The organism is Nocardia sp. NPDC051787 (assembly GCF_040681325.1).
In the GTDB taxonomy this organism is placed as follows: domain Bacteria; phylum Actinomycetota; class Actinomycetes; order Mycobacteriales; family Mycobacteriaceae; genus Nocardia.
The window spans coordinates 1-23,486 of the sequence record NZ_JBFAYO010000001.1 but is presented as its reverse complement, the minus strand read 5'-3'; the positions used below and the strand labels follow the sequence as shown (position 1 = coordinate 23,486).

26 protein-coding genes are annotated in these 23,486 nt (G+C 66.0%); 13 read left to right on the top strand and 13 right to left on the bottom strand.

All coding sequences use genetic code 11. The features are described 5' to 3' along the window. Window positions 1-25: 25 nt before the first annotated feature. Together AB0M45_RS00130 and AB0M45_RS00125 are read left to right on the top strand one after the other, a co-directional pair. Window positions 26-1,006 (top strand): hypothetical protein, encoded by a 981-nt coding sequence (locus AB0M45_RS00130; protein WP_364320736.1) that lies wholly within the window; start codon window positions 26-28, stop codon window positions 1,004-1,006. Between the two features lie 203 nt (window positions 1,007-1,209). Beyond that, window positions 1,210-2,055, top strand: coding sequence for a hypothetical protein (locus AB0M45_RS00125; protein WP_364320733.1), 846 nt, complete (start codon window positions 1,210-1,212; stop codon window positions 2,053-2,055). A gap of 16 nt (window positions 2,056-2,071) precedes the next feature. On the opposite strand, the gene AB0M45_RS00120 is transcribed toward AB0M45_RS00125, so the two are convergent. After that, window positions 2,072-2,869 carry an MBL fold metallo-hydrolase gene (locus AB0M45_RS00120; RefSeq protein WP_364320730.1) on the bottom strand — a complete coding sequence of 266 codons (798 nt, stop codon included), beginning with the start codon at window positions 2,867-2,869 and terminating at the stop codon, window positions 2,072-2,074. 47 nt (window positions 2,870-2,916) lie between these two features. On the opposite strand from AB0M45_RS00120, the gene AB0M45_RS00115 reads away from it, so the two are divergent. Then, on the top strand, window positions 2,917-3,306 hold the full coding sequence (locus tag AB0M45_RS00115) for a MerR family transcriptional regulator (RefSeq protein WP_364320727.1): 390 nt from the start codon (window positions 2,917-2,919) through the stop codon (window positions 3,304-3,306). A 55-nt stretch (window positions 3,307-3,361) separates the two neighbouring features. Here AB0M45_RS00115 and AB0M45_RS00110 read toward each other — a convergent pair whose 3' ends face one another. Genes AB0M45_RS00110 through AB0M45_RS00090 form a run of 5 tightly spaced genes read right to left on the bottom strand, consistent with a single transcriptional unit; the run spans window position 3,362 to window position 9,263 of the window. Next, entirely contained in the window at window positions 3,362-4,153 is a 792-nt protein-coding gene (locus AB0M45_RS00110; RefSeq protein WP_364321707.1) for an HAD family hydrolase, read from the bottom strand. Between the two features lie 59 nt (window positions 4,154-4,212). Next, window positions 4,213-5,328 carry a cysteine protease StiP family protein gene (locus tag AB0M45_RS00105; protein ID WP_364321704.1) on the bottom strand — a complete coding sequence of 372 codons (1,116 nt, stop codon included), beginning with the start codon at window positions 5,326-5,328 and terminating at the stop codon, window positions 4,213-4,215. A gap of 20 nt (window positions 5,329-5,348) precedes the next feature. Further along, window positions 5,349-6,824: a phosphoribosyltransferase domain-containing protein gene (locus AB0M45_RS00100; RefSeq protein ID WP_364320724.1), complete on the bottom strand. Its 1,476-nt coding sequence runs from the start codon at window positions 6,822-6,824 to the stop codon at window positions 5,349-5,351. Further along, window positions 6,821-8,035 (bottom strand): HpcH/HpaI aldolase/citrate lyase family protein, encoded by a 1,215-nt coding sequence (locus AB0M45_RS00095; protein ID WP_364320721.1) that lies wholly within the window; start codon window positions 8,033-8,035, stop codon window positions 6,821-6,823. Before AB0M45_RS00095 ends, AB0M45_RS00100 begins: the two co-directional genes overlap by 4 nt. Before the next feature lie 13 nt (window positions 8,036-8,048). Continuing rightward, on the bottom strand, window positions 8,049-9,263 hold the full coding sequence (locus AB0M45_RS00090) for a hypothetical protein (protein ID WP_364320718.1): 1,215 nt from the start codon (window positions 9,261-9,263) through the stop codon (window positions 8,049-8,051). A 144-nt stretch (window positions 9,264-9,407) separates the two neighbouring features. Between AB0M45_RS00090 and AB0M45_RS00085 the strand changes: the two genes are divergently transcribed. From AB0M45_RS00085 to AB0M45_RS00075, 3 genes are all read left to right on the top strand, one after another. Further along, window positions 9,408-9,983, top strand: coding sequence for a TerD family protein (locus AB0M45_RS00085; protein ID WP_364320715.1), 576 nt, complete (start codon window positions 9,408-9,410; stop codon window positions 9,981-9,983). A 163-nt stretch (window positions 9,984-10,146) separates the two neighbouring features. Beyond that, window positions 10,147-11,244, top strand: coding sequence for a DUF475 domain-containing protein (locus AB0M45_RS00080; RefSeq protein ID WP_364320712.1), 1,098 nt, complete (start codon window positions 10,147-10,149; stop codon window positions 11,242-11,244). A gap of 92 nt (window positions 11,245-11,336) precedes the next feature. Then, window positions 11,337-11,960 carry a Tellurium resistance gene (locus AB0M45_RS00075; protein WP_364320709.1) on the top strand — a complete coding sequence of 208 codons (624 nt, stop codon included), beginning with the start codon at window positions 11,337-11,339 and terminating at the stop codon, window positions 11,958-11,960. Window positions 11,961-11,968: 8 nt separating this feature from the next. On the opposite strand, the gene AB0M45_RS00070 is transcribed toward AB0M45_RS00075, so the two are convergent. Beyond that, window positions 11,969-13,360: a hypothetical protein gene (locus AB0M45_RS00070; protein ID WP_364320706.1), complete on the bottom strand. Its 1,392-nt coding sequence runs from the start codon at window positions 13,358-13,360 to the stop codon at window positions 11,969-11,971. A gap of 148 nt (window positions 13,361-13,508) precedes the next feature. Here AB0M45_RS00070 and rpsF point away from each other — a divergent pair, with 148 nt between their 5' ends. From rpsF to AB0M45_RS00040, 6 genes are all read left to right on the top strand, one after another. Continuing rightward, complete coding sequence (gene rpsF, locus AB0M45_RS00065) at window positions 13,509-13,796, top strand: 30S ribosomal protein S6 (protein WP_039803204.1); 288 nt, start codon at window positions 13,509-13,511, stop codon at window positions 13,794-13,796. Window positions 13,797-13,885: 89 nt separating this feature from the next. Beyond that, window positions 13,886-14,422 (top strand): single-stranded DNA-binding protein, encoded by a 537-nt coding sequence (locus AB0M45_RS00060; protein WP_159841203.1) that lies wholly within the window; start codon window positions 13,886-13,888, stop codon window positions 14,420-14,422. Between the two features lie 57 nt (window positions 14,423-14,479). Then, window positions 14,480-14,731, top strand: coding sequence for a 30S ribosomal protein S18 (gene rpsR, locus AB0M45_RS00055; RefSeq protein ID WP_364320701.1), 252 nt, complete (start codon window positions 14,480-14,482; stop codon window positions 14,729-14,731). 17 nt (window positions 14,732-14,748) lie between these two features. Next, the gene (rplI, locus tag AB0M45_RS00050; protein WP_364320698.1) at window positions 14,749-15,201 is read left to right on the top strand and encodes a 50S ribosomal protein L9; all 453 of its coding nucleotides are present in this window, start codon (window positions 14,749-14,751) and stop codon (window positions 15,199-15,201) included. Between the two features lie 622 nt (window positions 15,202-15,823). Then, a complete protein-coding gene (dnaB, locus tag AB0M45_RS00045) occupies window positions 15,824-18,418 on the top strand; it encodes a replicative DNA helicase (RefSeq protein WP_364320695.1) in 2,595 nt (864 codons plus the stop codon). 410 nt (window positions 18,419-18,828) lie between these two features. Further along, on the top strand, window positions 18,829-19,053 hold the full coding sequence (locus tag AB0M45_RS00040) for a hypothetical protein (RefSeq protein WP_364320692.1): 225 nt from the start codon (window positions 18,829-18,831) through the stop codon (window positions 19,051-19,053). A gap of 264 nt (window positions 19,054-19,317) precedes the next feature. On the opposite strand, the gene AB0M45_RS00035 is transcribed toward AB0M45_RS00040, so the two are convergent. The 5 genes from AB0M45_RS00035 to AB0M45_RS00015 all read right to left on the bottom strand — a co-directional run bounded on the left by AB0M45_RS00035 (window position 19,318) and on the right by AB0M45_RS00015 (window position 22,203). Beyond that, the gene (locus tag AB0M45_RS00035; protein ID WP_364320689.1) at window positions 19,318-19,836 is read right to left on the bottom strand and encodes a nuclear transport factor 2 family protein; all 519 of its coding nucleotides are present in this window, start codon (window positions 19,834-19,836) and stop codon (window positions 19,318-19,320) included. A gap of 96 nt (window positions 19,837-19,932) precedes the next feature. Beyond that, window positions 19,933-20,670: an SDR family oxidoreductase gene (locus AB0M45_RS00030; protein WP_364320686.1), complete on the bottom strand. Its 738-nt coding sequence runs from the start codon at window positions 20,668-20,670 to the stop codon at window positions 19,933-19,935. 263 nt (window positions 20,671-20,933) lie between these two features. Next, window positions 20,934-21,161, bottom strand: a complete 228-nt coding sequence (locus tag AB0M45_RS00025) for an aldo/keto reductase (RefSeq protein WP_364320683.1) — start codon at window positions 21,159-21,161, stop codon at window positions 20,934-20,936. An 18-nt stretch (window positions 21,162-21,179) separates the two neighbouring features. After that, on the bottom strand, window positions 21,180-21,467 hold the full coding sequence (locus AB0M45_RS00020; protein WP_364320680.1) for a hypothetical protein: 288 nt from the start codon (window positions 21,465-21,467) through the stop codon (window positions 21,180-21,182). Window positions 21,468-21,501: 34 nt separating this feature from the next. Further along, entirely contained in the window at window positions 21,502-22,203 is a 702-nt protein-coding gene (locus AB0M45_RS00015; protein WP_364320677.1) for an NAD(P)-binding domain-containing protein, read from the bottom strand. 87 nt (window positions 22,204-22,290) lie between these two features. Between AB0M45_RS00015 and AB0M45_RS00010 the strand changes: the two genes are divergently transcribed. Then, window positions 22,291-22,896: a TetR family transcriptional regulator gene (locus tag AB0M45_RS00010; protein ID WP_364320674.1), complete on the top strand. Its 606-nt coding sequence runs from the start codon at window positions 22,291-22,293 to the stop codon at window positions 22,894-22,896. A 374-nt stretch (window positions 22,897-23,270) separates the two neighbouring features. On the opposite strand, the gene AB0M45_RS00005 is transcribed toward AB0M45_RS00010, so the two are convergent. Then, on the bottom strand, window positions 23,271-23,486 hold a 216-nt coding region (locus AB0M45_RS00005; protein ID WP_364320671.1), incomplete at its 5' end, for a hypothetical protein.

Below are 23,486 nucleotides of genomic sequence, written 5' to 3'. Positions count from 1 at the left end.
TGCGGTTCGGTAGCGTTCGACCGCGGTGGTCGGCACCAGCACCGGACATATTCAGACCTTCGCTGAAACCCCTGCCGCCGACGGCTTTTCACTGATGCGCGACTACGACCTGACCGGCGTGCTGCGTCCGGACGAGACGCTGAACTCCGCGCTTCCGGACTCGAACGGCTTGATCTGGTTCGTGGCCAAGACGAACGGCGTCGTCGGCACGCTCGATCCGGATACCGGTGCGGCCCAGGTCATCAGGCTCGGCATGGGCACGGAGAACCAGATCGAGAACTCGTTCGCGGTCGGGGCGGCCGGCGATGTCTACATCGCCACCAACCGCCAACTCCTGCGTTTCGACGCGGGTCCGGATGGCGCACCACGGATCACCTGGCAGGTCACCTACGCCAACAGCAACCAGCGCAAACCGGGCCAGGTGGACGACGGGACCGGCACCACACCCACCATCCTTCCCTACGGCTATGTCGCCATTACCGACAACGCCGACCCGATGAACGTCGTCGTCTACCGCACAGCGCCCTCGGTCGCCGAACGGCAGGTCTGCGCGGTACCGGTGTTCGAGCCCGGCCGCGGCGCCACCGAGAACTCTTTGATCGGCGCGGGACGCTCACTCATCGTCGAGAACAACTACGGCTATGCACACCCCGATGCGACCGCGTCCGGCAAGACCACTACCCCGGGTTTCGCTCGCGTCGACATCGATGCCGATGGCAGCGGCTGCCAGGTGACCTGGACCAACTCGGTCGAAGCCGCGCCGACGGTGGTGCCCAAGCTGTCGCTCGCCACCGGACTGATCTACACCTACACGAAGGGCACCGAGCCGAGCGATCCCTGGTACTGGACCGCTCTCGACTACCGCACCGGTGCGACCGTGTGGAAGCAACTGTCCGGCACCGGCCCCGGGTTCAACAACAATTACGCCGGGATCGCTATCGGGCCCGATGGAGCGGCATACCTCGGAACGCTCGGCGGGTTGGTGTCGATGCGCGACGGCGGCTGAGCCCGGGGAAGCATCTGCCCGGCTCGACGCACGAATACGCCTTCGCGACGGCGTGTCCGAGCGTCGCCGAGTACCGGTCCACCGCGCACGGGTATCGCGAGTGGCCAGGCGGATAGCGTACGGACAGCAAAGGATTCGCGTCGGTATGGTGAAATCGTCTCGATGCTCGCCGACCCGAGGCGCTGGCGGCGGAGAATCGGTGGATGGCTGACTTGGCGCTCTCGCCGCAGCGTCGCACGGCGCTGACGAACCTGGTCCAAGACGAATCCACGTTCGCGACAGCGTATCCGCGCGTCGCGGACTACTGGGCTACCGCGGGCCGGTTGCCCGGCACCGGCGACGACATCGCCGACGCCACCTTCGACCTGCACCTGCTGCACTACATGACCGGCGGCGCGAGCACGAACCCGTACTGGGACATCGTCGCCGCCGCGGTCTCGCCGGGGCCGCCGGAGCGTGCCGCGCGCCCCGAGGTGAACGGCGGAAACCCGAAAGGCAGCGCTCGTCTGGCCTATGCGCAGATCCTCCTGCAAGCCGCCTACGCGTATGCCATTCCGTCCCCGGCGACGCTGCGGTGGGTCGCGGACGTCGCGGAGGGCAGGCCGATCGTGGAGGTCGGGTCGGGGCGCGGCTACTGGGCGCATCAACTCACCCGGATCGGTGTACCGACTATCGCTTTCGACTCACATCCGCCCGACCTCATGACCAATACGGCATTCCCCGCCGCCCCCGGACAACTCGCGACGTGGCATCCCACCGCGACACCACCCGCGTCGACGGCCGATCTGGCCGCCGCCCACGCCGCCGACGTCCTGTTCCTCTGCTGGCCGCCCGGCTGGGAAGACCGCATGGCCTCGACCACTCTCACCGCCTATCAGGAGGCAGGTGGCTGCACACTCGTCTACATCGGCGAGCCGCGCGGCGGACGCACCGCGGACACTGCGTTCTTCGACATCCTGGACGCCGACTGGACCCGGCTCGAGCAGGACCCGGACTACGTCTCATGGTGGAACCTCGGCGACACTGCCCAGTGCTGGCGGCGGCGATGACCGATTGCGCGGCCGCTCAGCTTGCGCGCTGGAATTCCCAGGGGTCGTGCGCGCTGATCAGGGTGACTTCGCCGGCGTGATCGCGGTGTAGTTCGCGCAGCCGCGCCTGGGTGCCCAGTCGCAGGTCATGGTGGACTTCGGAGCTGGTCTGCACGATGTCGAGAATCGGATGCGGCTGCGGAGCCGGATCGAGTTCGCGATGGTAGTAGTAGGCGTCGCCGCAGTGCAGCAGCCAGCGCTCCCCATCGCGCACGGCGACGCCGGTATGGCCCGCGGTGTGCCCGCCCAGCGGAATCAGCTGGAAGTCTTCCGGCAGATCCTTCGGTTGAATCGCGTTGAAGCCGAACCACTTTCCGGTGGCGTCCGAAGGGTAGGTGACCCACTGCGGGTCGTGCGCCCAGTGCGCGGGCCGATAGCGGAAACTCGGTGCTTCGGCCAGGGCCGCTGCCAGTTCGGCGGCGAGCACGTGGACCCGCGCGTGCGGAAAGTCGGGCAGCCCGCCGCAATGGTCCACGTCGAGATGGGTGAGGATGATGTGCCGGACGTCGCCGGGGTCGTAGCCCAGACGCCGTACCTGCCGGATGGCGGTCTCGTCCTCGGACAGGACCGGCTGCGAGATCGCGACCCAGTCCGCGCCGAGAGTGCCCGCCGGGTCGCGGACATCGTCCAGCCCGATGCCCGTCTCGATAAGGACCAGCCCATCGGATTCGGTCTCGACCAGCAAGCAGTGGTTGACCGCGTGGGCGGGCGCTGGTCCGTCGTAGGTGGCCTCGATCTGCCGCACCGATCCGCAATTGAGGTGATGAACTGTCATGCGAGCTAGTCTGTGACTTGAAGCGCGGTTCAAGTCAAGGAGCCAAGATGACCGACGTCCTGCTCGATATCGCCGAGGTGGCCGAACACACCGGCCTCGCCCCCTCCGCCCTGCGCTTCTACGAAAAACGCGGACTCGTCGCCGCGACCGGCCGCAACGGCCTGCGCCGCACCTACCACCCCGACGTGCTGGGTCGCCTAGCCCTCATCACCTGCGCCCGAGGCGCCGGTTTCACCCTCGCCGAAATCGCCCGCTTCCTCCGCGCCTCCCCCACCGACGCCGAACTACGCGCCCGCATGGCCGAGAAAGCGAACCAACTCGACGAAGACATCGCCCGCCTCATCCGCATGCGCGACAGCCTCCGCCACGCCTGCACCTGCACCCACGACCCGCTGGTCGAATGCCCGGACTTCAAGTCCACCTTCGAACCGGTGTGATGCTTCACTGATCCGGTTCGCCAGTGCACGGGTCGACCACAGCAGGTGCGAAAGCCTATGTGTCCGAGTGGCTGGGCGCCGCTTTGATAAACCAGTTGATGATTTCCTCGCCAGCGAGGATGCCGGTGGCGCGGGTGACGGTGAGGTTGGGATGGGTCCAGTTGAGTTGTTCCAGTTCGCCGTGGCGGGGGCGGATGGCGGAATCGGCGGCGCGCAGCATTTCGGCGTCCAGGGCGCCATCACCTGCGGCAAGGGCCCTCGCGTCGTCGGCGAGTTCCCCGCTTTCCCAGAGGCGCTTGCGTACCTCGTCCACCGCGCGGCTCTTGCAGACGGCGAGCGGCATGGTATAGATTTTTCGGCCCTGCTGGGAGGCCGACCAGCCGCGCGGACGGCACCAGTCGTCCCATCCGGCGAGGAATCCGTCGGGGACGGCCTTGGGTTTCACCACCAGGTAGCAGAACAGGTGGTCGGCCTCCCGGAACTTCGTCACCCATGAATCATCGATGCGGGTGTGCAGTTCCCGGGTCACCTCGGACAAGGTGGCGCCGCCAGCGCGCACCTTGGCATCGATATCGATGCGCCAACTCAGGTCGGGTACGCCGTCCACGAGAATGTTGCCCCCGTTGCTGGTGATCGCGTAACGCCACGGCGCCCCGGGCAACTGGATGCGGGTGAACTGTTTGATGGTGCGGGTGGTGGTGGGAATGACGGCGGCGGGTTCGGTCAGGGACTGCATCCGCAGCGCCGCGGTGGTGGTCATGAACGACAGCGGCGCCCCTTCGAGATGCTCCACACAGACCATCGGCACGTCGGCGGTGGTGTTGAAGGCGTTACGCGAGTAGATCATCGTCCGGTCCAGGTCGGTCGCGATCAGCGCACGTCTTCGCTGCACTCTCCGAGATAGGTTCACTGCTGCACGTCCTTGATCAATCCCATACACGAATATGCCAGGTCATCGACGACTTCCACAGGAACCCCACGGGCGGCGGCAAGCAACCGGATATGCGCGTGCTCCGGCGCGTCTGCCACACGGACCAGCACCCGCCACGGGACTCGCCGCAACAGCACCCGAGTGGTCTCGCCGACGCCGGGCTTCACGAAGTTGACGCTGGCGATGCCGTACCGCTCCCTGACCTTCTCCACCGAAGCCCAGCCGGTCCAGGTGGGCGTGCGGTCGCTCGCGCGGATCGCGGCCACCTCGCCCGCTACCCGATCGCGGACCGCGTCGAAGGCGCCGCTCACGGTGTCGAGCAGCCGTCCGGACACATCGTCACCGGCCAGTTCCCGGTAGAACTTGGCGCCGTGGAAATCGCCGGGTCCGATCAGCGTCTCGTTCAGCACGGTGCGCGAGATCAGGCCGGAGACCGTGGAATTCAGGCAGGCCGAGGCGATCAGGAAGTCGTCGCGGGTGCCGTAGGTGCGCACGCAGTGCCCGGGATCGGCCAGCACGGCCAGCTCGTCGTCGAATCGCGCACCCCCGACCGCACGGTAGGCGTCCAGCGCCTCGGTGAGCTCGCGGGTGATCGCGCCCTTGCCGGTCCATCCGTCCACGAACACGACGGAATCCGGGTCGTGGTGCTCGGCCAGATAGTCCAGCGCCACCGCATCGATGCCGCGATCCCGCACGATGGACACCGCGTAGTGCGGCACCGCCAGGCTCGGCCGCCGCGCGCGCAGCCAGCGGCGCATCAGGATGCCGACCGGCGTGCCCGCCCGCGCCAGCGACACCAGCACGATGTCCTCGCCGCGTTCGGCGACGACCAGTTCCGACACTGTCGCGACGGCGAGCGCGAGCCGCTCGGCACTGGCCGCGAGCACTTCGTCGAACAGCGTCCGGTATTGCGCGTCCGGTTGGTATTCGATCGGCAGCGATTCCGCGTAATGCGCCTGACCGGCTTGGATCCTCCGTTCCCGCTCGGCGACGTCACGCTCCAGATCGACATCGGACAGATCCTTCAGCAACCAGGAAACCTCATCGCCGGCATAGGATCCGAACTCCGGACCGTGCAGCGGAACAGGCAACGCACCCACCCTCGTGGTCGTCATAGTCGGCTCCCGTTCCCTGTTCCCGGCGACTCGGCGCGTTCCTCGTGCAGTCGCCGCGGGTCGGCCTCCCGCAACACCGCGAGCAGCACGTCGGCGCCGGAGGCGGTCAGCACGTCGATCAATCCGCCCTCGGCCCGCAGCTGTGCGGTGTCGGCGGGCGAGTCGACCACGACGACGAGCACCGGATCGGACACCGGACCGTCGCCCTCCGCGCCGCTGTCGACGCCGTCATCGATGATCGCGACATCCTCGCCGCCCGACGCCGCGTCGGCGACCAGTACTCCGAGCCCCGCCATATCGGCCTCGAAAAGCTCCAGCGAATCATCGGGCCAGTGCGCGTTGTACAGGTAGCGCGGCGCGGCGTCGCCGGGCTCCGGCGCGACGAACCGGAACCCGCGTCGCAAGGGATATCCCGGCTCGTCCAGCACATACGCGGGCGATCGCGTGGTGGTTTGAAAGCGCGTCGGCGTACCGGTTCCGGCGAGCAGCGCCGCCAGCCGCAGCGGGAGATACATCAGCTCCTCGTGACCGAGCACGATAGCGGGCCGACCAGCGAAATCAGCGTCGAGCCGCGCGGTCAACACCGCGGCCGCGGCGATCAGCGCCGCCTCGAACGCCTCGGTGTCGGACGCGAGTATCCCGTGCCTGCCACCCTCCGGTACCGAAGCCGGCCAGGGCAGTTCCATCCGCCGGAACGAGCCGGGATGCCCGGCGGTCGGGTTGAGCAGGGGCTCGGGGAGCGCGCCGACCGCGTCGACCAGTCCATCGGGCAGCGTCGCCCGTCCGGTGGCGAGACAAACCGTGTCGATGCGCGCACCGAGTTGTGCCGCGGCCGCGTCGAATTCGGCGCGGTCGGCGGCACCACGCAGGTCGACCAGCGACGCCAGCACGTAGTGCGACCGCGGCGAAAAGGCGTGCAGCGCACGCACCGCGTCGATCGCCGTTGCGCCGGTAGAGATTTCGTCGTCGACCAGCACCAGCGGCAGATCATTGACGAAGATGTCGGCCGGCGCCGGTTGCAGCAGATGCGAGGTGGCGTGCGAATGTCCCTCCTCGAACCCGGCGAGGGTCTGCGCGTGCGGCACCTCGCGACGGGTCGAGTGGAGATAGCAGCTCGCGCCGATCCGCGCCGCCACGCAGTGGCCGAGTCCCGTCGCGGTCTCGGCGAAGCCGAGCACCACCGCTTCGCGCTCGCCGAGCACCTCGCGCACCAGATCACCGAGGTGATCGCCCGCCGCCAGCACCACCCGCGGATCGGTCGGGAGATGCTTGCCGAGCACCGTGGACACCAGCAGGTGCGCACGGCGCGGATTGTTGTGGCGAATCCCCGGCCGGATCAGCGCCGTGATCGGCAGCTGGGCCGAGCGCAGGCAATCCGCGTCACGCTCGGCATCGTGATGCAAACCGATACCGAGAGTTCTGGTCGCCCATGGTATTTCGTTGTGTCCGAACTCGGTCGCCGTCTGGCTCATACGGTGACCAACGCCGTCAATAGATCCACGAACGACACTCCCTTGTTCGCCACGCCGAACACCCTGGCGCGCAACAGTGTCTGCCGCGCCCAACTGCGATGCGGCCGCATCTCGTTCATCTTGTTCCGGTAACCCGAGGCCGCCACACCGCCGACATCGGCCCGCAGAATGTCCAGCGCGTCCGAGTACTCCTCGTGCGTCACCACCGACAGCGCGTGCACGGCGGCCACATGCGACGGATGGATCACCGTCTTGCCCTGAATGCCGTTGGCGCGATCCAAAGTGATCTCCCGCAGCAATCCGTCCAGGTCCCGGCTGACCAGGTACTGCCGGAACGGCACGGCGTCGGATTCCTCGAACGGCGCGGTGCGCAGCAGCGGCCGGAACATCCGCTCGTGGTCGGCGAAGTACTCCCACACCGGGCCGGTGATGACGAAACCCGTTCCGTCCGCGCGCCCCAGATAGTTCACGATGTCGGCGATGACGTCGGCCACCACCCGCACGTCGTAGATGGTCAGGTCGCGATCCCGCCGGATGCCGAAGGTCGAGCACATGTCCGTCGCGCCGACCCGCACCGCGAGCACCCGGTCCCGATGCGCGGCCAGCAGCGCCGCGATCTGCGTGAGCTCGTAGTCGCGGGTCTCCCGGTGCACCAGGCACGGCGACTCCAGCACCGGCATCCCGTACAGCGGCCGGTCCAGACGCTGGGCGGCCACGTTCAGGGCGTTGAGGTATTTCGTTCCGGAAACGCTGTCGAACTTCGGGAACACGAACCCGGTCAGCGCCCGCGCCCCGGGCCCCAGCTGCTCGATGAGCTCGGTGATCGTGTCGGCGTCGCGCACCCGTACGAACAGCAACGGATTGGCGTCGTGGCCGGTCGCGAGCAGATCGAGCGCGGCGACGGTCTGCTGTTTGGCGTACTCCACCTCGTCGTCGGCGACCGCGTCCTCGAGATCGATCACCATCGAGCACACCCCGTGCTCAGCCCGTTTACTGATCGTCAGGGCAAGATCGGGCCTGGTCGCGGGCGCATATAGCGTCGCGCCGAGCCCGATCGCGAGTAATTCCCGATCCGTGCGGTCGCTGGCGAACGGTTCGGGCTGCCGGTGAAAAAGACGCCTCGCCTCTGGGCCGTGCAGTTGCCGGAAGTGGCGCAGCGGCATTCGCTTCCGCAGGGAAACCTCCTGCTGGACGGCGATGCCTGCGGTCATCGGTGCCCCATCCTCATTCTCGTCGTGGTCCTGCTTGTTTTCTCATTCGATCCACTATCCCGGCTATGAATTCGGTGACGGCATCCAATTCCGCCACATAGGCCCAGTAGTCAGGGTGACGCCCCGACAGTGTTTCGCTGATTCGGTCGATCCGTGCCGCCTGCGCGTCGAGCACCGATCCCCATTCGGCGACCAGCCCGCGGCTCTCCGCGAGCATTTGCGCATCCCGCAGCCGGAATCGTACGGCCTTGGCGTGTTCTTGCGGGTCACCCCGGATCGCACGCAGCAAGGTGAGCCGCTTGGTGACGGCATCTACCTGCTGCTCGGCCTCGGCGAGGAACCCGCGCGCGGATGTGGTCAGATCAAGTGCAAACTCCGGGTTGTTTTCCGTCGCTGCCGCACGCGCCCTGCCCAGAGCCGCCTCCGCGGCCTCGATGGCTCGCCGACTTTCCCGCTCATTGTCGGCCAGATCCGCCGAACTCGCAGCGTTGAACTCGCGCAGCAGCGCCGAGTACGCGGGTCCGGCCCCTTCGGCCCTGGTCCGGACGGCGGCGAGACGAGTGGTCACCGAGGTGATCGCGGTCCGCGCCGCGGCGGACCGAGATGGGGCCTGCGCCAACGCTTCCGCCAACTCCTTGGTGGCGCTCTGCAGCTGGTTCGCGGCCCCGCGCACGGCGCCAGGTGCACCGGAGCCGATGGCTTCCAGTGTGACCAGCGCCTCATCTACCGCGGCCGCGCGTTCACGCACCGAGGGATAATTCGCGAATTCGGATTCGGCGGCCTGCCCGCGCACGGCCGCCGCGGCGAGCTTGACCTGCCGCACCAGCTGCGGCACCGCACCGAGCACGGCAACCGCCTCCTCGAGCCCGCTCCGGTTGCCGTGATAGAACTCGTCGACGGCACGGGCCACGTCGGTCAGCTGCCGCACCGCGGCATCGATGTGCTGCTGCCCATGCGGTATCGCCGTGCCGCCGCGCTGCGCACGGTCCAACTCCTCACTCAGCGCCAGGTAGATCTCGCCCGCGCCATAACACCTGTCGCGCACCGGCTCCCAGCGCGCGCCCGTCCGCCGCTCCGGGAAAACCTGATCGGCCGCGTGCACCGCCGCGTCGGCCGCGCTCTGACGCCGATCCATATCGAGAAACGCCGAGGCCAACGCGGTGCGGGCGTGCTCGATCCATTCGTCGTTCTCCGACGACCGGAACCAACCACGCCTTCGGCCTGCCACGCCCCGATGGTAGGAGATCTTCCTGTTCGCCGAGGTTACGCGGGTTCCTACGCAACTTCGCGGAAACCTACTACTGTCGTATGGCGTACCCGGCGATTCGGACATGCTGGGAACCAATGACGGACTATTGAAAGGGAATCCCGCATGGGTGTCAGTTTGTCCAAGGGCGGCAATGTCTCGCTGACCAAGGCGGCGCCTAACCTGACCGCTGTTTCGGTCGGCCTCGGGTGGGATGTGCGGACTACCACCGGCACCGACTTCGACCTCGACGCGAGCGCCATCGCGACCGGCGCGGACAAGAAGGTCCTGTCCGACCAGCACTTCGTGTTCTTCAACAACCTGAAGTCCCCGGAAGGCGCGATCGAGCACGTCGGCGACAACCGCACCGGCGAGGGCGAGGGCGACGACGAGGTCATCAACGTCGACCTGGCAAACACCCCGCCCACCATCGAGAGCATCTTCTTCCCGGTCTCGATCTACGACGCCGACTCCCGCTCGCAGTCGTTCGGCCAGGTCCGCAACGCCTACATCCGCGTGGTGGACCGCAGCAACAACGAGGAACTCGCCCGCTACGACCTCACCGAGGACGCCTCGACCGAAACCGCCATGGTCTTCGGCGAGCTGTACCGTAACGGTGCGGAGTGGAAGTTCCGCGCGATCGGCCAGGGCTACGCCTCCGGCCTGGCTGGCATCGCCCGTGACTACGGCGTGAACGTCTAAAGAATTCTTCGCTGTTCGCAGGGGGCCCGGCGACGGGCCCCCTCGCCATGCGACCCAGGCATGCCGGTGCGCCCTGGGAACAGCGTTGGACAACCGGCGATCCAGCGGCCACGCTGGTAGCAAACCCTCGCCGACTCGTTTTTACTTCACGAAAGGTCCCAGCGTGGTCCTGCGCATATTCGGCATGTCCCTCATCGTCACGGTGCTCTCGCTCGTGGTGGCGTTCGTATACGGCGGGCCGACCGCCTTCGCGCTCGCCGCGATCCTCGGCATCCTCGAGGTCTCGCTGTCGTTCGACAATGCCGTGATCAACGCCACCGTCCTGCAACGCATGAGCGCGTTCTGGCAGCGGATCTTCCTTACCATCGGCGTGCTGATCGCCGTCTTCGGTATGCGCCTGGTCTTCCCGCTGGCCATCGTGTGGATCACGGCCGGACTGGATCCGGTGCAGGCCTTCGACCTGGCGCTCAACCCTCCACCGAACGACGCGCTGACCTTCCCCGACGGCAGCCCCAGCTACGAGAAACTGCTCACCGACGCGCACCCGCAGATCGCGGCCTTCGGTGGCATGTTCCTGGCGCTGCTGTTCCTCAACTTCATCTTCGAAGAGCGCGAGATCACCTGGCTCGGCTGGCTGGAGCGGCCCCTGGCGAGGGCGGGCAAGCTGGACATGCTCTCCATAGTGGTCGCGGGCACCGGTCTGATCCTGACCGCGGAGTTCGTCTCCGACGAGGCGCACCGCTCGACGGTCCTGGCGGCCGGCCTGCTTGGCATGATCACCTACATCGCGGTCGACGGGCTCGGCTCGATGTTCCACACCGAGGAACAGATCGAAGGGCCGTCCGAGCTGGCCAAGGCCACCGGTAAGGCGGGCTTCTTCCTGTTCCTCTACCTGGAGGTGCTCGACGCGTCGTTCTCCTTCGACGGCGTGATCGGCGCGTTCGCCATCACCTCCGACCCGATCATCATCGCGCTGGGCCTCGGCCTGATCGGCGCCATGTTCGTCCGGTCGATCACGGTGTACCTGGTGCGCAAGGGCACCCTCTCGGAATACGTCTACCTGGAGCACGGCGCGCACTGGGCGATCGGCGCGCTGGCGGTGATCCTGCTCATCTCGATCGGCGTGCACGTCAACGAGCTCGTCACGGGTTTGATCGGCGTCGGGTTCATCGGCGCGGCGTTCCTCAGCAGCATCATCCGCAACGGCCGCTCGGACGAGGAAGAACTGGACAGCGAACGGGAACCCACGCCGGTAGGCTGATTCCCGGCATCCAGCCGAAGACCCATTGCGGCAGCGGCCCGTCCCCAGGGATGGCCGCTGCCGCTCTCGTTTGCACAGAGGGGGAGCACGCCATGGTGATCGAGGGCAACCCCGGCGGCGTCAACCTGTCCAAGGTGACGCTGTCGAAGGCGACACCGAGCATCAACCTGACCAAGCCGGGCGAACAGCAGGGCACCATGCTGGTGAACCTGAACTGGTCGAGCGGTCCCAAAGGATTTTTCCGCCGCTCCAAGCCGGTCGATCTGGGCCTCGGCTGCCTATATGAACTGTCCAACGGCGCTAAAGGTGTCGTGCAGGCGATCGGGCACAATTTCGGCGCTCTGGACGTCGAGCCCTACATCGAACTGGACGGCAACGATCGCAGCGGTTCGGCCGGGAGCGGCGAGAACATGCACATCAACCTCGCCAGGCCCGAGCTGTTCCGGCGCATCCTGATCTTCGCCTGCATCTACGAGGGCGTGCCCAACTGGGCCGCCGCCGATGGCGTGGTGACCCTCTACCCGACGGCAGGTCCGCAGATCGAGGTCCGGCTCGACTCCCCGGTGGACGGTGCCCGCTCGTGTGCCATCGCCCTGTTGCAGAACCAGGGCGCCGGGATCACCGTGCACCGGGAGGTGTACTACATCAACGGCGCCCAGCGCGAGATCGACCAGGCCTACCACTGGGGCATGCAGTGGCACAGCGCACGCAAGTAGGGCGGATCCTAGGAAATCGGAACCAGATCACGAGGGTCGGACCGCGGCGCCGACGGCGACACCGATCGGTACCAACGCGGCAGCGCCCACAGGAACACGAAGAACAGCACCACCAGCAGGCTCGCGCGTCCCCACACTCCGAATTGGACGATGTTCTCCATCAGCTCGACCGACGTGCCCGACCCCATCGAGTAGAAGTAGCGGAACACCCCGATCCCGATGGCCGCGTCGGCGACGAGGTAGCTGCCGATCAGCCACCACGGCACCTCGAGCAGCACCAGGAACGGCACCAGCCACAAGGTGTACTGCGGCGAATGCACCTTGTGAAACAGCAGGAATCCACAGAGCATGGCACCGCTCACGCCGATCCAGGGGAAGACGCGCGTCACGACATATCGCTTCCAGCCCAGCCACATGGCCAGCGCAAAGCCCGCGAGTACCAGAATCGGGGACACGATCGACACCACCTGCTGGAACGCCGCCTCGCCCGCGATGTCGTGCGCGAACATCGGCCGAAGTCCCCAGTACCAAATGGAATTCGTGGTGATGTCGGCCTGGCGCAACTGCTGGAAGGTGATCGACGCGCGCCAGCCCTCGTAACCCGACAGCGCGAACGGCAGGTTCACCACGACGACGGTGCAGACTGCCGCGGCCCCGGTGAGCAGTGCACCGCGGACATCCAGACCGCGAGCAGACTCATCCTTGTGGCGTTCGACGCCCCCGGTGAGCACGTACGCCAGCAAAGGAAGGACGAAGATCCCGGGGTACAGCTTGAGACAGAATCCGAGAGCGAGTAAGACCGCGGCCGCGACTCCCCTGGTGCGCAAGGAAAACCGGGACAGCGCGCCGACTACGTAGACAGCCGCCACTGAGGTGAACACGACCGGGAGCTCCCAGTTGTGGAAGGCATACAGCACCAGCGGCGGTCCAGCCGCCCACAGCAGGGCGGCTGGACCGGCCAGCCGGGCCAACATCCACGCGGTCAGCAGCGCGAACGGCGCGAGCAGCAGGGCGGAATACCGCAGGAACTCGGCGTCGTTGTCCGCGCCGACTGCGCCGAGCCACATCAGCACCCCGCTGAGCACCGGATACTCCACCGCTCCACCGACCAGAGCGCCGTCCTCGGTGATACCGCCGCTCACATAGGGAAAGACGTGCTCGTTGATGTCTCTGCCGAGCCAGAGGAATTGGATATCCGAGTAACAGACGTCCGAATCCTTGATGACGTCGAAGACCGTGCTGCGGCCGTCCCGGTCGAACGGCGCACCCGCACAGCGCGCCTTGTTCGCATACGCCAATGCGAGGGTGAGGCCGCACAGCAGCACCACCACGGCGGCCAACGCCGCGGAGCGTCGCACACGGCCCGCGGGCAGGTCGCGGGCGGCGAGTCCGGTCGGCATGACAACCACCCTAAGCGGCCCAGCCGGACCATGCCGATGAACCCCGGCGAATACCGCTCATGTAGCCTTGTCGGGTTGCTGACGCAACGAACCCTCCTGCCACGGACCGTCCGTGGCCGTTTCCTAGTCCACAGGAGGTGATTGGTCCGTGCGTCATTACGAAGTGATGGTCATCCTCGATCCGAGCCTGGACGAGCGCACTGTTGGTCCGTCGCTGGACAACCTGCTCAGTGTCGTTCGCACCGAGGGCGGCAAGATCGACAAGGTCGACATCTGGGGCCGCCGCCGGCTCGCCTACGAGATCGCCAAGCACGCCGAGGGCATCTACGCCGTGGTCGACCTGACCGCCGAGCCCGCCACCGTGAGCGAGCTCGACCGCCAGCTCGGTCTCAACGAGTCGGTGCTGCGCACCAAGGTTCTGCGCCACGACAAGTAGTCCGGCAACCCTCGTTTGCGTCGGAGCCTGTGCTTAGGCTCTAGCGCAACAGCGAGACGCGGACTGCACACCGAGCAGGAGGAACCACAATGGCAGGCGACACGGTCATCACCGTCATCGGAAATCTGACGGCCGACCCGGAGCTTCGATTCACGCCGGCGGGACAGGCGGTGGCGAATTTCACCGTCGCGTCGACCCCCCGGGTGTTCGACCGTAATTCGAACGAATGGAAAGACGGCGAAGCGCTGTTCCTGCGCTGCAATATCTGGCGCGAAGCCGCGGAGAATGTTGCCGAAAGCCTGACCAGAGGTTCCCGTGTCATCGTGAGCGGACGGCTCAAGCAGCGCTCCTACGAAACCCGCGAGGGCGAGAAGCGCACGGTCGTCGAGCTCGAGGTCGATGAGGTCGGCCCCTCGCTGCGCTACGCCACCGCGAAGGTCAACAAGACCAGCCGCGGCAGCGGTGGCGGCGGCTTCGGGTCGGGCTCCGGCGGTGGTGGCAACTATGCCTCCTCCGGTGGTGGCGGTGGGCGTTCCGGTGGTGCCGAGGACGACCCTTGGGGCAGTGCGCCCGCGGCCGGCTCCTTCGGGGGCGGCGGCCGCATGGATGACGAACCGCCGTTCTGAGAACGGCCACATCGGCCCGCTCGATTCGGGCCATCAATGATTACGGAGTAAAAGACCATGCCTAAAGCGCCCGCGCGCGAAAAGGTGCTCAAGAAGAAGGCTTGCTCGTTCTGCAAGGAGAGCAAGACCGGAACCGTCTCGATCGATTACAAGGACACGGCGTTGCTGCGCAAGTACGTCAGCGACCGCGGCAAGATCCGCGCCCGCCGCGTCACCGGCAACTGCGTGCAGCACCAGCGCGATGTCGCGGTTGCGGTCAAGAACTCGCGTGAGGTCGCTCTGCTGCCTTACGTGTCGACGGCTCGCTGAGAAAGGGAGGCACGCAAATGAAGTTGATTCTGACTGCTGATGTGGACAACCTCGGTGCCCCCGGCGACACCGTGGAGGTCAAGGACGGTTACGGCCGCAACTACCTGCTCCCGCGCGGCCTGGCGATCGTGGCCACCCGTGGCGCGGAGAAGCAGGTCCAGGGCATCCGCCGGGCGCAGGAAGCCCGCCGGGTCCGCAACCTGGACCACGCCAACGAGCTGAAGCAGGCCATCGAGGGCCTGGAGGCGGTCTCGCTGACCGTGAAGACCGCTGGCACCGGCAAGCTGTTCGGCTCGGTGACCCAGTCGGACGTCGCGGTCGCGATCAAGACGGCGGGTGGTCCCGTCGTCGACAAGCGCAGCATCGAACTGCCGAAGGCACACATCAAGACGACCGGCAAGCACGTCGTCGTGGTGCACCTGCACCCGGATGTGGTGGCGAAGTTCGACCTGACGGTCACGGCTGCCTGATTCGGGCATCCCATCGAGGACCACTCCCGTGGCGACACACGGGGGTGGTCCTGACTGTGCCACGGGTTGATAAATAGCTAATTGTTTGCCAATTGACCGGGGCGTCATTCGGGGCATTTGGCCTGCTCATCACGTGGCGGTGGAGCATCGGTTTTTCGAGCCTGTGGACTACCGGTGAATCGGACCGGCCATACTGTGATTCAAGTCATATTCACCTCACATGCTGTTAACCCAACACGCCCGGCTGTTCAACTTGGCCGACACGCCGTACCTTCATTAATCCACACGGTGCGAAATGCGGAATTCACTATCTATCTGCATGTTCGACTGCGCTCACCTGGGTTTTCCCCAAGTTGTACACAGGGGGTGCACATCCGTTAGGTGAACTCTCCCCAAGTTATCCACAGCTATGTGCACAGTCCGGTTTGATGGGTGCCCTCCGGGTCGCCTAGGTTCTTCGCATCGCCGTGTGCGCACCGCCCGAACGGCGTGCACGGGCGGGTGCCGTGGCGATAGCTGGCCCCCTGGTCAGCGGCGGTGACGAACATGTCGGTGCCCGGGGGTAGAACGAGTCAACAGGGTGTGGAACCCGGTCGTGGGGTAGAGAGGACGGTCGAGTCAGGTGACAGCCACCGATGACCGCGGACACACGGATTTCCCGCCCGAACCCCCCGGCGAAGACTTCGGCCGCCAGCCGCCCCATGATATGGCGGCCGAGCAATCGGTACTCGGCGGCATGCTGCTGAGCAAGGACGCCATCGCCGATGTGGTCGAGGCGATCCGCCCCGGCGATTTCTACCGTCCCGCCCACCAGGCCATCTACGACACGATCCTCGATCTCTACGGGCGTGGCGAACCTGCCGACCCGGTCACCGTCGCCGCCGGGCTGGACCGCCGCGGCGAACTGAAGCGCATCGGCGGCGCACCGTATCTGGTCACGCTCACGCAGACCGTGCCCACGGCCGCCAACGCCGGTTACTACGCCGAAATCGTCGCGGAGAAAGCCATTTTGCGTCGCCTGGTCGAGGCGGGCACCCGCATCGTGCAGTACGGCTACGCCGGCGCCGACGGCCAGGATGTCGCCGAGGTCGTCGACCGCGCCCAAGCCGAGGTCTACGAGGTCACCGAGCGCCGCACCAGCGAAGACTTCCTCCCGCTCGAGGAACTGCTCCAGCCGACGATGGACGAGATCGACTCCATCGCCAGCCGCGGCGGCATCTCCCTCGGCGTCCCCACCGGCTTCACCGAACTCGACGAAATCACCAATGGCCTGCACCCGGGACAGATGATCATCGTCGCGGCACGCCCTGGAGTTGGCAAAGCCCTGGCGGTGGGCACTCCGCTGCCTACGCCTACCGGATGGACCACGATGGGTGAGATCCAGGTCGGCGACGAATTGCTGGATGCCGACGGCTTTCCCACCCGTGTGGTGGCGGCCACCGAGGTCATGTCCGGGCGCCCCTGCTACGAAGTAGAGTTTTCGGACGGCTCAGTGCTCGTCGCGGACGAACAGCACCAGTGGCTCACCGAGACCAGGTCGTCTCGGCGGTCGAGGCGGACTTTCGCCCAGGTGCGGACCACCGCCGAGATCGCGCGCACGCTGCGATGCGACACGGCCGATCGCCAGCTCAATCACTCGGTCACCAACACCGCTGCGCTACGGCTGCCCGCGCGCGCGTTGCCGGTGCCGCCCTACACGCTGGGCGCCTGGCTCGGCGATGGAACATCGGCGGCCGCGCAGCTCACGTGTGCCGACCCGGAGATTGTGGTGCGCGTCGAGGCAGAGGGGATCGTCGCCGTGCCGTCGCAGTCGGCGCGACTGCGTTACCAACTCCGCCTGCCTGCCGACGAGCCGATTGCCGCTCGCGAGTGCGTAGTGTGTGGACGGGAATTCGTTCCGTCCACCAGCGAGGTCCGAACCTGTGGGCGCTCCTGTGGCGGAAAGGCACGGTTTTATTCGGTTCCGGTCCCCGCGCCCCGCTGCCCGAATTGCGGCGAGCGGTCGATCGGTTTGCGCCTATGCCAAAGGTGCCGAAACACCGTGGGCAGTGTACAGGCGCGGCTGCGGGCACTCGGCGTACTCGGGAACAAGCACATCCCTATCGAGTACCTTCGGGCCTCCGAACAGCAACGCCGTGCACTGCTGGCAGGTCTGCTGGACACCGACGGCACCGTTACGCATGGCGGCTCGGTGCAGTTCAGCGCCACCAATGCACGACTCGTCCGGGACGTGCAGGAGCTGATCGTCAGCCTCGGCTACCGCTGCCACGTCTCCACCAAACGAGTCCGCGGTCGGTCCGAAGAATCGTCCACCGCGTACACCATTACGTTCGCCACCGACGACGAGGTATTCGGCCTGCACCGAAAGGCGATGCTGCACAAAGAACGGCGCGCCAGCCGCAACACCGTCCGATCGAACTCACGTTTCATCGTCGACGTGCGCCGGATCGACACCGTTCCGGTGCGCTGCGTCGAAGTGGACAACGCCGACCATCTGTATCTGGCCGGTCGCTCGATGGTCCCGACGCACAATTCCACTCTCGGAATGGATTTCATGCGAAGTTGCTCGATCAAGCACGGCTTGGCGAGCGTTATTTTCTCGTTGGAGATGAGCCGCACCGAGATCGTCATGCGGCTGCTGTCGGCAGAGGCCAAGATCAAGCTCGGCGATATGCGGTCCGGGCGGATGAGTGACGACGACTGGACCAAACTGGCGCGGCGGATGAGTGAAATCAGCGAAGCGCCGCTGTTCGTGGACGATTCACCGAACCTGACCATGATGGAAATTCGCGCGAAGGCACGACGGCTCAAGCAGCGCCACGACCTCAAACTCGTCGTGGTCGACTACCTCCAGCTGATGACCTCCGGTAAAAAGGTCGAATCCCGCCAGCAGGAAGTCTCGGATTTCTCCCGAAACCTGAAACTGCTGGCGAAGGAACTCGAAGTCCCCGTGGTCGCGATCAGCCAGCTCAACCGAGGTCCCGAACAGCGAACCGACAAGCGCCCCATGGTCTCCGACCTGCGCGAATCCGGATCTTTGGAACAGGACGCCGATATGGTCATCCTGCTGCACCGCCCGGATGCCTTCGAACGCGACGACCCGCGTGGTGGCGAGGCCGACCTGATTCTCGGCAAGCACCGCAACGGGCCGACCGCGACGATTACCGTCGCCCACCAATTGCATCTGTCACGATTCGTGGATATGGCGCGCGGCTGAGCTGATGGCGTGTAGATTCTCAAATCGCGTGTCATATTCTCAGTCGCGATGTCATGGCGATGTCATTTATGACATGGGAATGAGAATCCGGGCGCTCCGTCAGGTCCCTTGACAGACCGATCCGCCCCGTAGCGGCTTGTTCGTGGGCCGATGATCGGATTCGGTCACGCGCGGATGTGTTCCGGTGGCATCCTGCTCATCACAAGATCGTGCGACGTGAGGAGCGCGTGTGGTGCACAGCCCGTCTGACCTGCACGGTTCGGCGGTCTCGTATCGCCGCTCCAGCGGAGTTACCGCTGAAATCCCCTGGGAGGGTGTGCAGGTCGGCGATCTGGTCGCCGATTCCGCACCGTGGCGGACATTCCGGTGGCGGCTCGGGCAGAAGCACCTCGATTGCGGGATTTCACCGAGTGAAGATCCTCACGGCCACCGCCCGACACAAGACCTACGAATCTGCCGCAGCAGCCTTGGAGCTGGGCCTCAACGACCTGTGCTCGATCCTCACCGAGACGGAAGCCGACCTCGGCCAGCACCTACTCCGCCAACTGGGTAGCACCACAAGAGTCCGACTCACCGATCACGGCCACGAAGTCATTTCCGCCATGCACACTCTGGTTCCGGCCCTCCCGCACTAAGCCCACTGCACCAACCCAAAGGTGCTGCTGCGCAGGTTGTTCTGTCCACAACCGCACGGGCGACCTCTCGATCGGCTGGTGGGAGACGTCCGGCAATCTCATCGAGACGCAGTTCAAACTGCGCATCCGCGAAGACTGAACCGTCACGGGTTGAGGACCGCTTTTGGGCGGCCCCACCGTCAAGCGTCACCCCATACGGCCGCGAGGTCACCCCGATCGCCCGAACCCTCCGTGCTCACCTGCCGAGCTAGACTCTTGTCGGGCTCAGCTGTTGACCAATCGCTGAGCGACGGAACTGTCGGCAGCCTGGTACATGCGGGTGAGCTTGCCGTCACGGACGGTCCATTCGTGGATGAATCGCACGGACTCGGAGACCCCGTGCTTGCTCGGCTGGTAATGCCCGACCACGAATACCGTATCGGTACCCGACGGGAAGTACCCGTCGACCACGGTCGGCCAGGCGTCGACCCGGGGCATGAGCTTGCCGAAATATTCGAAGACGCCGTCCGCGCCGTGGTAGACACCGCCGTCGGGAAAGCCCGGGGTGACATCCCAGACGAGGTCGGGCGCGGTGAGTTCCCGGAACGCGGATGGGTCGCCGTTTGCCTGGTACAAGCGGCGGACCAGCTCGGTATTCGAGGCCGCGGTGTCGGCAGGGCTGTCGGCCGACACGCCACTGCTGCACGCGGCGAGGACGGCGGCCGCGACCGCGGTCAGTGCGATGGCCAGCCAGCGTCGGCGGGCGGAGAACCACGAGGAACGGACGGAAGGTGCGGTAGACATGAGGTTCCTCACTATTTTGGGGTTTCGGGGGTGCGATGCCGGACCGGTTCGCTCGAAGGTGCCAGCAGCAGCCGCGAGCAGGTCCTGATGCCTGGTTCAGAGGCCGAAACCGCCGTCGACGGCGTAGTCGGAGCCGGTGAAATAGGCAGCGTCGTCGGAGACCAGGAAGCGGATGACCGCGGTGACTTCCTCGGCAGTGCCGAAGCGTCCCAAGGGGACTTGGGCGGTGACGGCCTCGACGTGGGCTCGGCGCTCGTCTGAGGTCTGGTCTGTTTTGTCGTAGATCGGGCTTTCGATGGGCCCGACGGACATGTGGTTGACGCGGATACCGTCGGCGGCGAGGTCTTTGGCCCACGCCTTCGACAAATGGTTCACAGCGGCCTTCGACGACGAGTAGATGGCCATCGAGCCCATGGGGTTGTCGACGAGTGCGGCGGAGATATTGATGATCGAGCCGCGGGACTGTTTGAGCAGGGGCAGGCATTGGCGGGTCAGGTCGACCAGGCCCCGCACGTTGACGGCGTACACCTGGTCGAACACGGCCATATCGAGATCGGCGAGTGGTACGACGGGGGCTGTTCCCGCGTGGTTGACGAGGACGTCGAGCCGGCCGTGCTGGTCGGTGACGAAAGCGACAGCGCGGGCCAGGTCGTCGGTATCGGTGATGTCCGCGACGACGTAGTCGAGGGTGGGGATCTCGCGGGCCGTCTCGGCGAGGTCGGCTTCGTGGTGTCCGACGATGACGACGTGATGCCCGGCGTCGGCCAGGGAGCGAGCGCCTGTTCGGCCGATCCCGGATCCACCGCCGGTGAGGAGAATAACCTTGTGGGACATAGCAGTTCCGTCCGAATCGAGTAGGGCTGACGACGCGAATGCGGCTGCTCAGCCGATGTCGAGCCGCAGCGTGCCGGCGATGGCCTGGCCGGCGAGCAGGTTCGCGGAGGCCGGGGGTCACGGTGGCTGACGTTTCAGTGGGTCCCTATTCGAAGCGCTGGAGCAGTTCGAGCATGCGCGGGTCCTGGTGGGTGAAACCGGCATTGGGCTCTTGACGATCCAGCGCCGTGATGGCGGTCATCTCGTCGGCGGTGAGCGAGACCTCAAGGGCGTCGAGGTTGGCCTGCAGGCGGGCGGGCTTGGTCGCCGGAGGCCTTGATAGCAGCGCCGACGGCGTTCTCGTTGTAGTAGCGCGAGGCGGTGTCGATGAGCCGGTAGCCGCGTTCGAGCGCCTCGGGCACCGTCTGGGCGACCTGCTCGTCGTCCATCTGAAACACCCCGAGCCCGAGAATCGGCATCTGCACACCGTTGTTCAGCGTCAGTTTCTTCATGAGCGTTTCCGCCTTTCGTCAGGCTCGCGGGTAGCAGGTGTGCAGGTTGTGCTCGGTGATGGTGGGCGCCTCGGCACGCTCGCCCAGCACCGCGGGGATGACAGGCGCCATCTTCTCGGCGGCGTACTGGTCGAATGCGGCACGTGACTCCCACGCCTCGTAGACCCGCAGCTTGCCGTCGATGACGACGGAGTCGTGGTAGAGCAGCCCGTCGGGCCAGTCGTCAGGGAAGTTGAGAGCCTTCCCAGCGGCTGCGTAGTCGTCGACGGTGAGCGTGTCGTACTGCAGGGTCAAGGCGATGGCCATGATCGTTTCTCCTGGTCTGGGGTGTGAGGTCTTGTCAGCGGCTTGCGGTCTGGGAGCGGTGGACCTCGATGTTCAGCTCGAAGGTGTTCAGCAGTCCGGCGAGCTGGAAGTACAGACGCATGTACATCTCGCTGCCCCGGGCGCCGGTGATGTCGCCGAGGTCGATGACTCGGCGTTCGGGCCAGCCGAACGCCGACAACAGCTCGCGTGCGGTGTTCTTGGCGTCGGCGTCGTCGCCGGCGACGAAGACGGTGTGCTCGCCGGGCACGCGGGCCGGGTCGACCATGACCTCGCAGAAGACGGTGTTGAGCGTCTTGACCACGCGTGCCGCCGGGAACGCCCGCTGGATCTGTTCGCCGAGGCTGTCGGTGTTGGCGACGGTGAGCGTCGGCGGCATCCCCTGTGACAGGTCCAGCGGCAGCGCAACGTCGACGAGGACTTTGCCCGTGAGGTTGTCCGCACCCACCTGCTCGAGGGCGCGCAGCGAATTGGCACCGTTGCTCGCGTTGAGAACGAGCTCGGCGAAAGCCCCGGCGGCCGCGAACGTTCGCAGGCCGACCTCGGGATGCTCAGCTTGCCATTGGGCATACGGAGGCGTGCCGAGAGCGTCGGTGTCGGCACGCACCATCGTCGCCTCCACGTCGCGCGTCCCGATCACGACTTCGTGCCCCAGCCCTGAAAGTCGGGCAGCGAGGACCCGGCCGACCATGCCCGTACCGATTACAGCGATCTTCATGCGCTTCCTCCTTAAATCCATCTCCAACGTTGGCGTTGCAATCAACTGTAGTACGCTAGGTGCAGAATTGCAACGCCAACGTTGGAGATGAGTTCTGGGATGGCCTGGGATACCGAGGGGACCAAACGCAAGATCGTCGACGCCGCGACGGAACGATTCGCCGCGACGGGCCCGGCCGGGACAACGATCGAGCGAATCGCGAAGGAGGCCGGGGTCAACAAGGAACGGATCTATACCTACTTCGGCGGCAAAGAAGCCCTGTTCGCTCATGTGCTGCGCGAGCAGATGGCCACGGCGACCGCCTCGGTCCCGATTCCCTCCACCGGCGCCGAGGACGTCGGGGACTACGCCGGCCGCCTGTTCGACTACCTCGCCGAGCACCCGCACCTGATACGGCTACTGCAATGGGAGGCGCTGACGATGTCGGGAACCGTGCCCGACGAGCAACGACGCAGCGAAATGTATGCCGACCGCACCGCGCAGCTGGCCCGTGGTCAGGCAACCGGCGCGGTCACCGGCTCCCTCGACCCCGACATCCTCAACGTGCTGATCCTCGGAGTCACCGGCTACTGGTCGATGCTGCCGCAGGTGACCCGCATGATCGCCGGCCCCGGCGACAGCAAGCAGGAGCTGGCGCGACGCCGAGCCGCGGTCGTCGAGGCCGCACGCCGGCTCGCCATCCCACTGCCATAGAAGCGCGAGAAACGCACACGCCCTCCACACTGGCGTGAGGGCGGGCGTGGCTGACATCGCGGAGGCCAGCAGGTGGGCCGGCCATCGACCGGCCCACCTTGGTGATCAACAGACAGCTCGATCCCACGCTTGTCCACCACAGCTCCCGTAACAACGCAGCCGTACCACGATCACCTCGACCGGTAGGAAATGACGTTGGAACGAGAATCACGGCATGACACCGTCGTGAGAACGACGGACCACTCACAGGTCATCGCGATGATCCTCGACATGGGGCCTGAGAATCTACATGGCGGCCGCTCGACAGCCGCACCCCGCATATCTCGGAATGCCGCGCACCAAATATCCGGTGCGCGGCAGCTCCGATAGGAGGATCAGCCTGGGAGGTCGTCGACGGATGCGGATTCGTTGCGCGAGAGCGTAATTCCGAGATTGGCGGCGGTGCGGTCGATCTCGTCGTCGCCGTGGTGCAATTCGATGGCGGAGCCAGCCGAGAGCACCTCGACGTTGAGGCACAGCGACTGGAGTTCCTTGAGCAAGACCTTGAACGACTCCGGGATGCCGGGCTCCGGAATGTTCTCGCCCTTGAC

Excerpts from the sequence above, each read along its gene's own strand:
- AB0M45_RS00015 (WP_364320677.1), bottom strand. The coding sequence starts at position 22,203 with ATGAAGATCGCTGTAATCGGTACGGGCATGGTCGGCCGGGTCCTCGCT.
- AB0M45_RS00060 (WP_159841203.1), top strand. The coding sequence starts at position 13,886 with ATGGCAGGCGACACGGTCATCACCGTCATCGGAAATCTGACGGCCGAC.
- AB0M45_RS00070 (WP_364320706.1), bottom strand. The coding sequence starts at position 13,360 with ATGCCGACCGGACTCGCCGCCCGCGACCTGCCCGCGGGCCGTGTGCGA.
- AB0M45_RS00035 (WP_364320689.1), bottom strand. The coding sequence starts at position 19,836 with ATGTCTACCGCACCTTCCGTCCGTTCCTCGTGGTTCTCCGCCCGCCGA.
- AB0M45_RS00115 (WP_364320727.1), top strand. The coding sequence starts at position 2,917 with ATGACCGACGTCCTGCTCGATATCGCCGAGGTGGCCGAACACACCGGC.
- rplI (WP_364320698.1), top strand. The coding sequence starts at position 14,749 with ATGAAGTTGATTCTGACTGCTGATGTGGACAACCTCGGTGCCCCCGGC.
- AB0M45_RS00110 (WP_364321707.1), bottom strand. The coding sequence starts at position 4,153 with ATGATCTACTCGCGTAACGCCTTCAACACCACCGCCGACGTGCCGATG.
- rpsR (WP_364320701.1), top strand. The coding sequence starts at position 14,480 with ATGCCTAAAGCGCCCGCGCGCGAAAAGGTGCTCAAGAAGAAGGCTTGC.
- AB0M45_RS00025 (WP_364320683.1), bottom strand. The coding sequence starts at position 21,161 with ATGAAGAAACTGACGCTGAACAACGGTGTGCAGATGCCGATTCTCGGG.
- AB0M45_RS00010 (WP_364320674.1), top strand. The coding sequence starts at position 22,291 with ATGAGTTCTGGGATGGCCTGGGATACCGAGGGGACCAAACGCAAGATC.
- AB0M45_RS00075 (WP_364320709.1), top strand. The coding sequence starts at position 11,337 with ATGGTGATCGAGGGCAACCCCGGCGGCGTCAACCTGTCCAAGGTGACG.
- AB0M45_RS00085 (WP_364320715.1), top strand. The coding sequence starts at position 9,408 with ATGGGTGTCAGTTTGTCCAAGGGCGGCAATGTCTCGCTGACCAAGGCG.
- AB0M45_RS00125 (WP_364320733.1), top strand. The coding sequence starts at position 1,210 with ATGGCTGACTTGGCGCTCTCGCCGCAGCGTCGCACGGCGCTGACGAAC.
- AB0M45_RS00100 (WP_364320724.1), bottom strand. The coding sequence starts at position 6,824 with ATGAGCCAGACGGCGACCGAGTTCGGACACAACGAAATACCATGGGCG.
- AB0M45_RS00095 (WP_364320721.1), bottom strand. The coding sequence starts at position 8,035 with ATGACCGCAGGCATCGCCGTCCAGCAGGAGGTTTCCCTGCGGAAGCGA.
- AB0M45_RS00030 (WP_364320686.1), bottom strand. The coding sequence starts at position 20,670 with ATGTCCCACAAGGTTATTCTCCTCACCGGCGGTGGATCCGGGATCGGC.
- AB0M45_RS00120 (WP_364320730.1), bottom strand. The coding sequence starts at position 2,869 with ATGACAGTTCATCACCTCAATTGCGGATCGGTGCGGCAGATCGAGGCC.
- AB0M45_RS00020 (WP_364320680.1), bottom strand. The coding sequence starts at position 21,467 with ATGGCCATCGCCTTGACCCTGCAGTACGACACGCTCACCGTCGACGAC.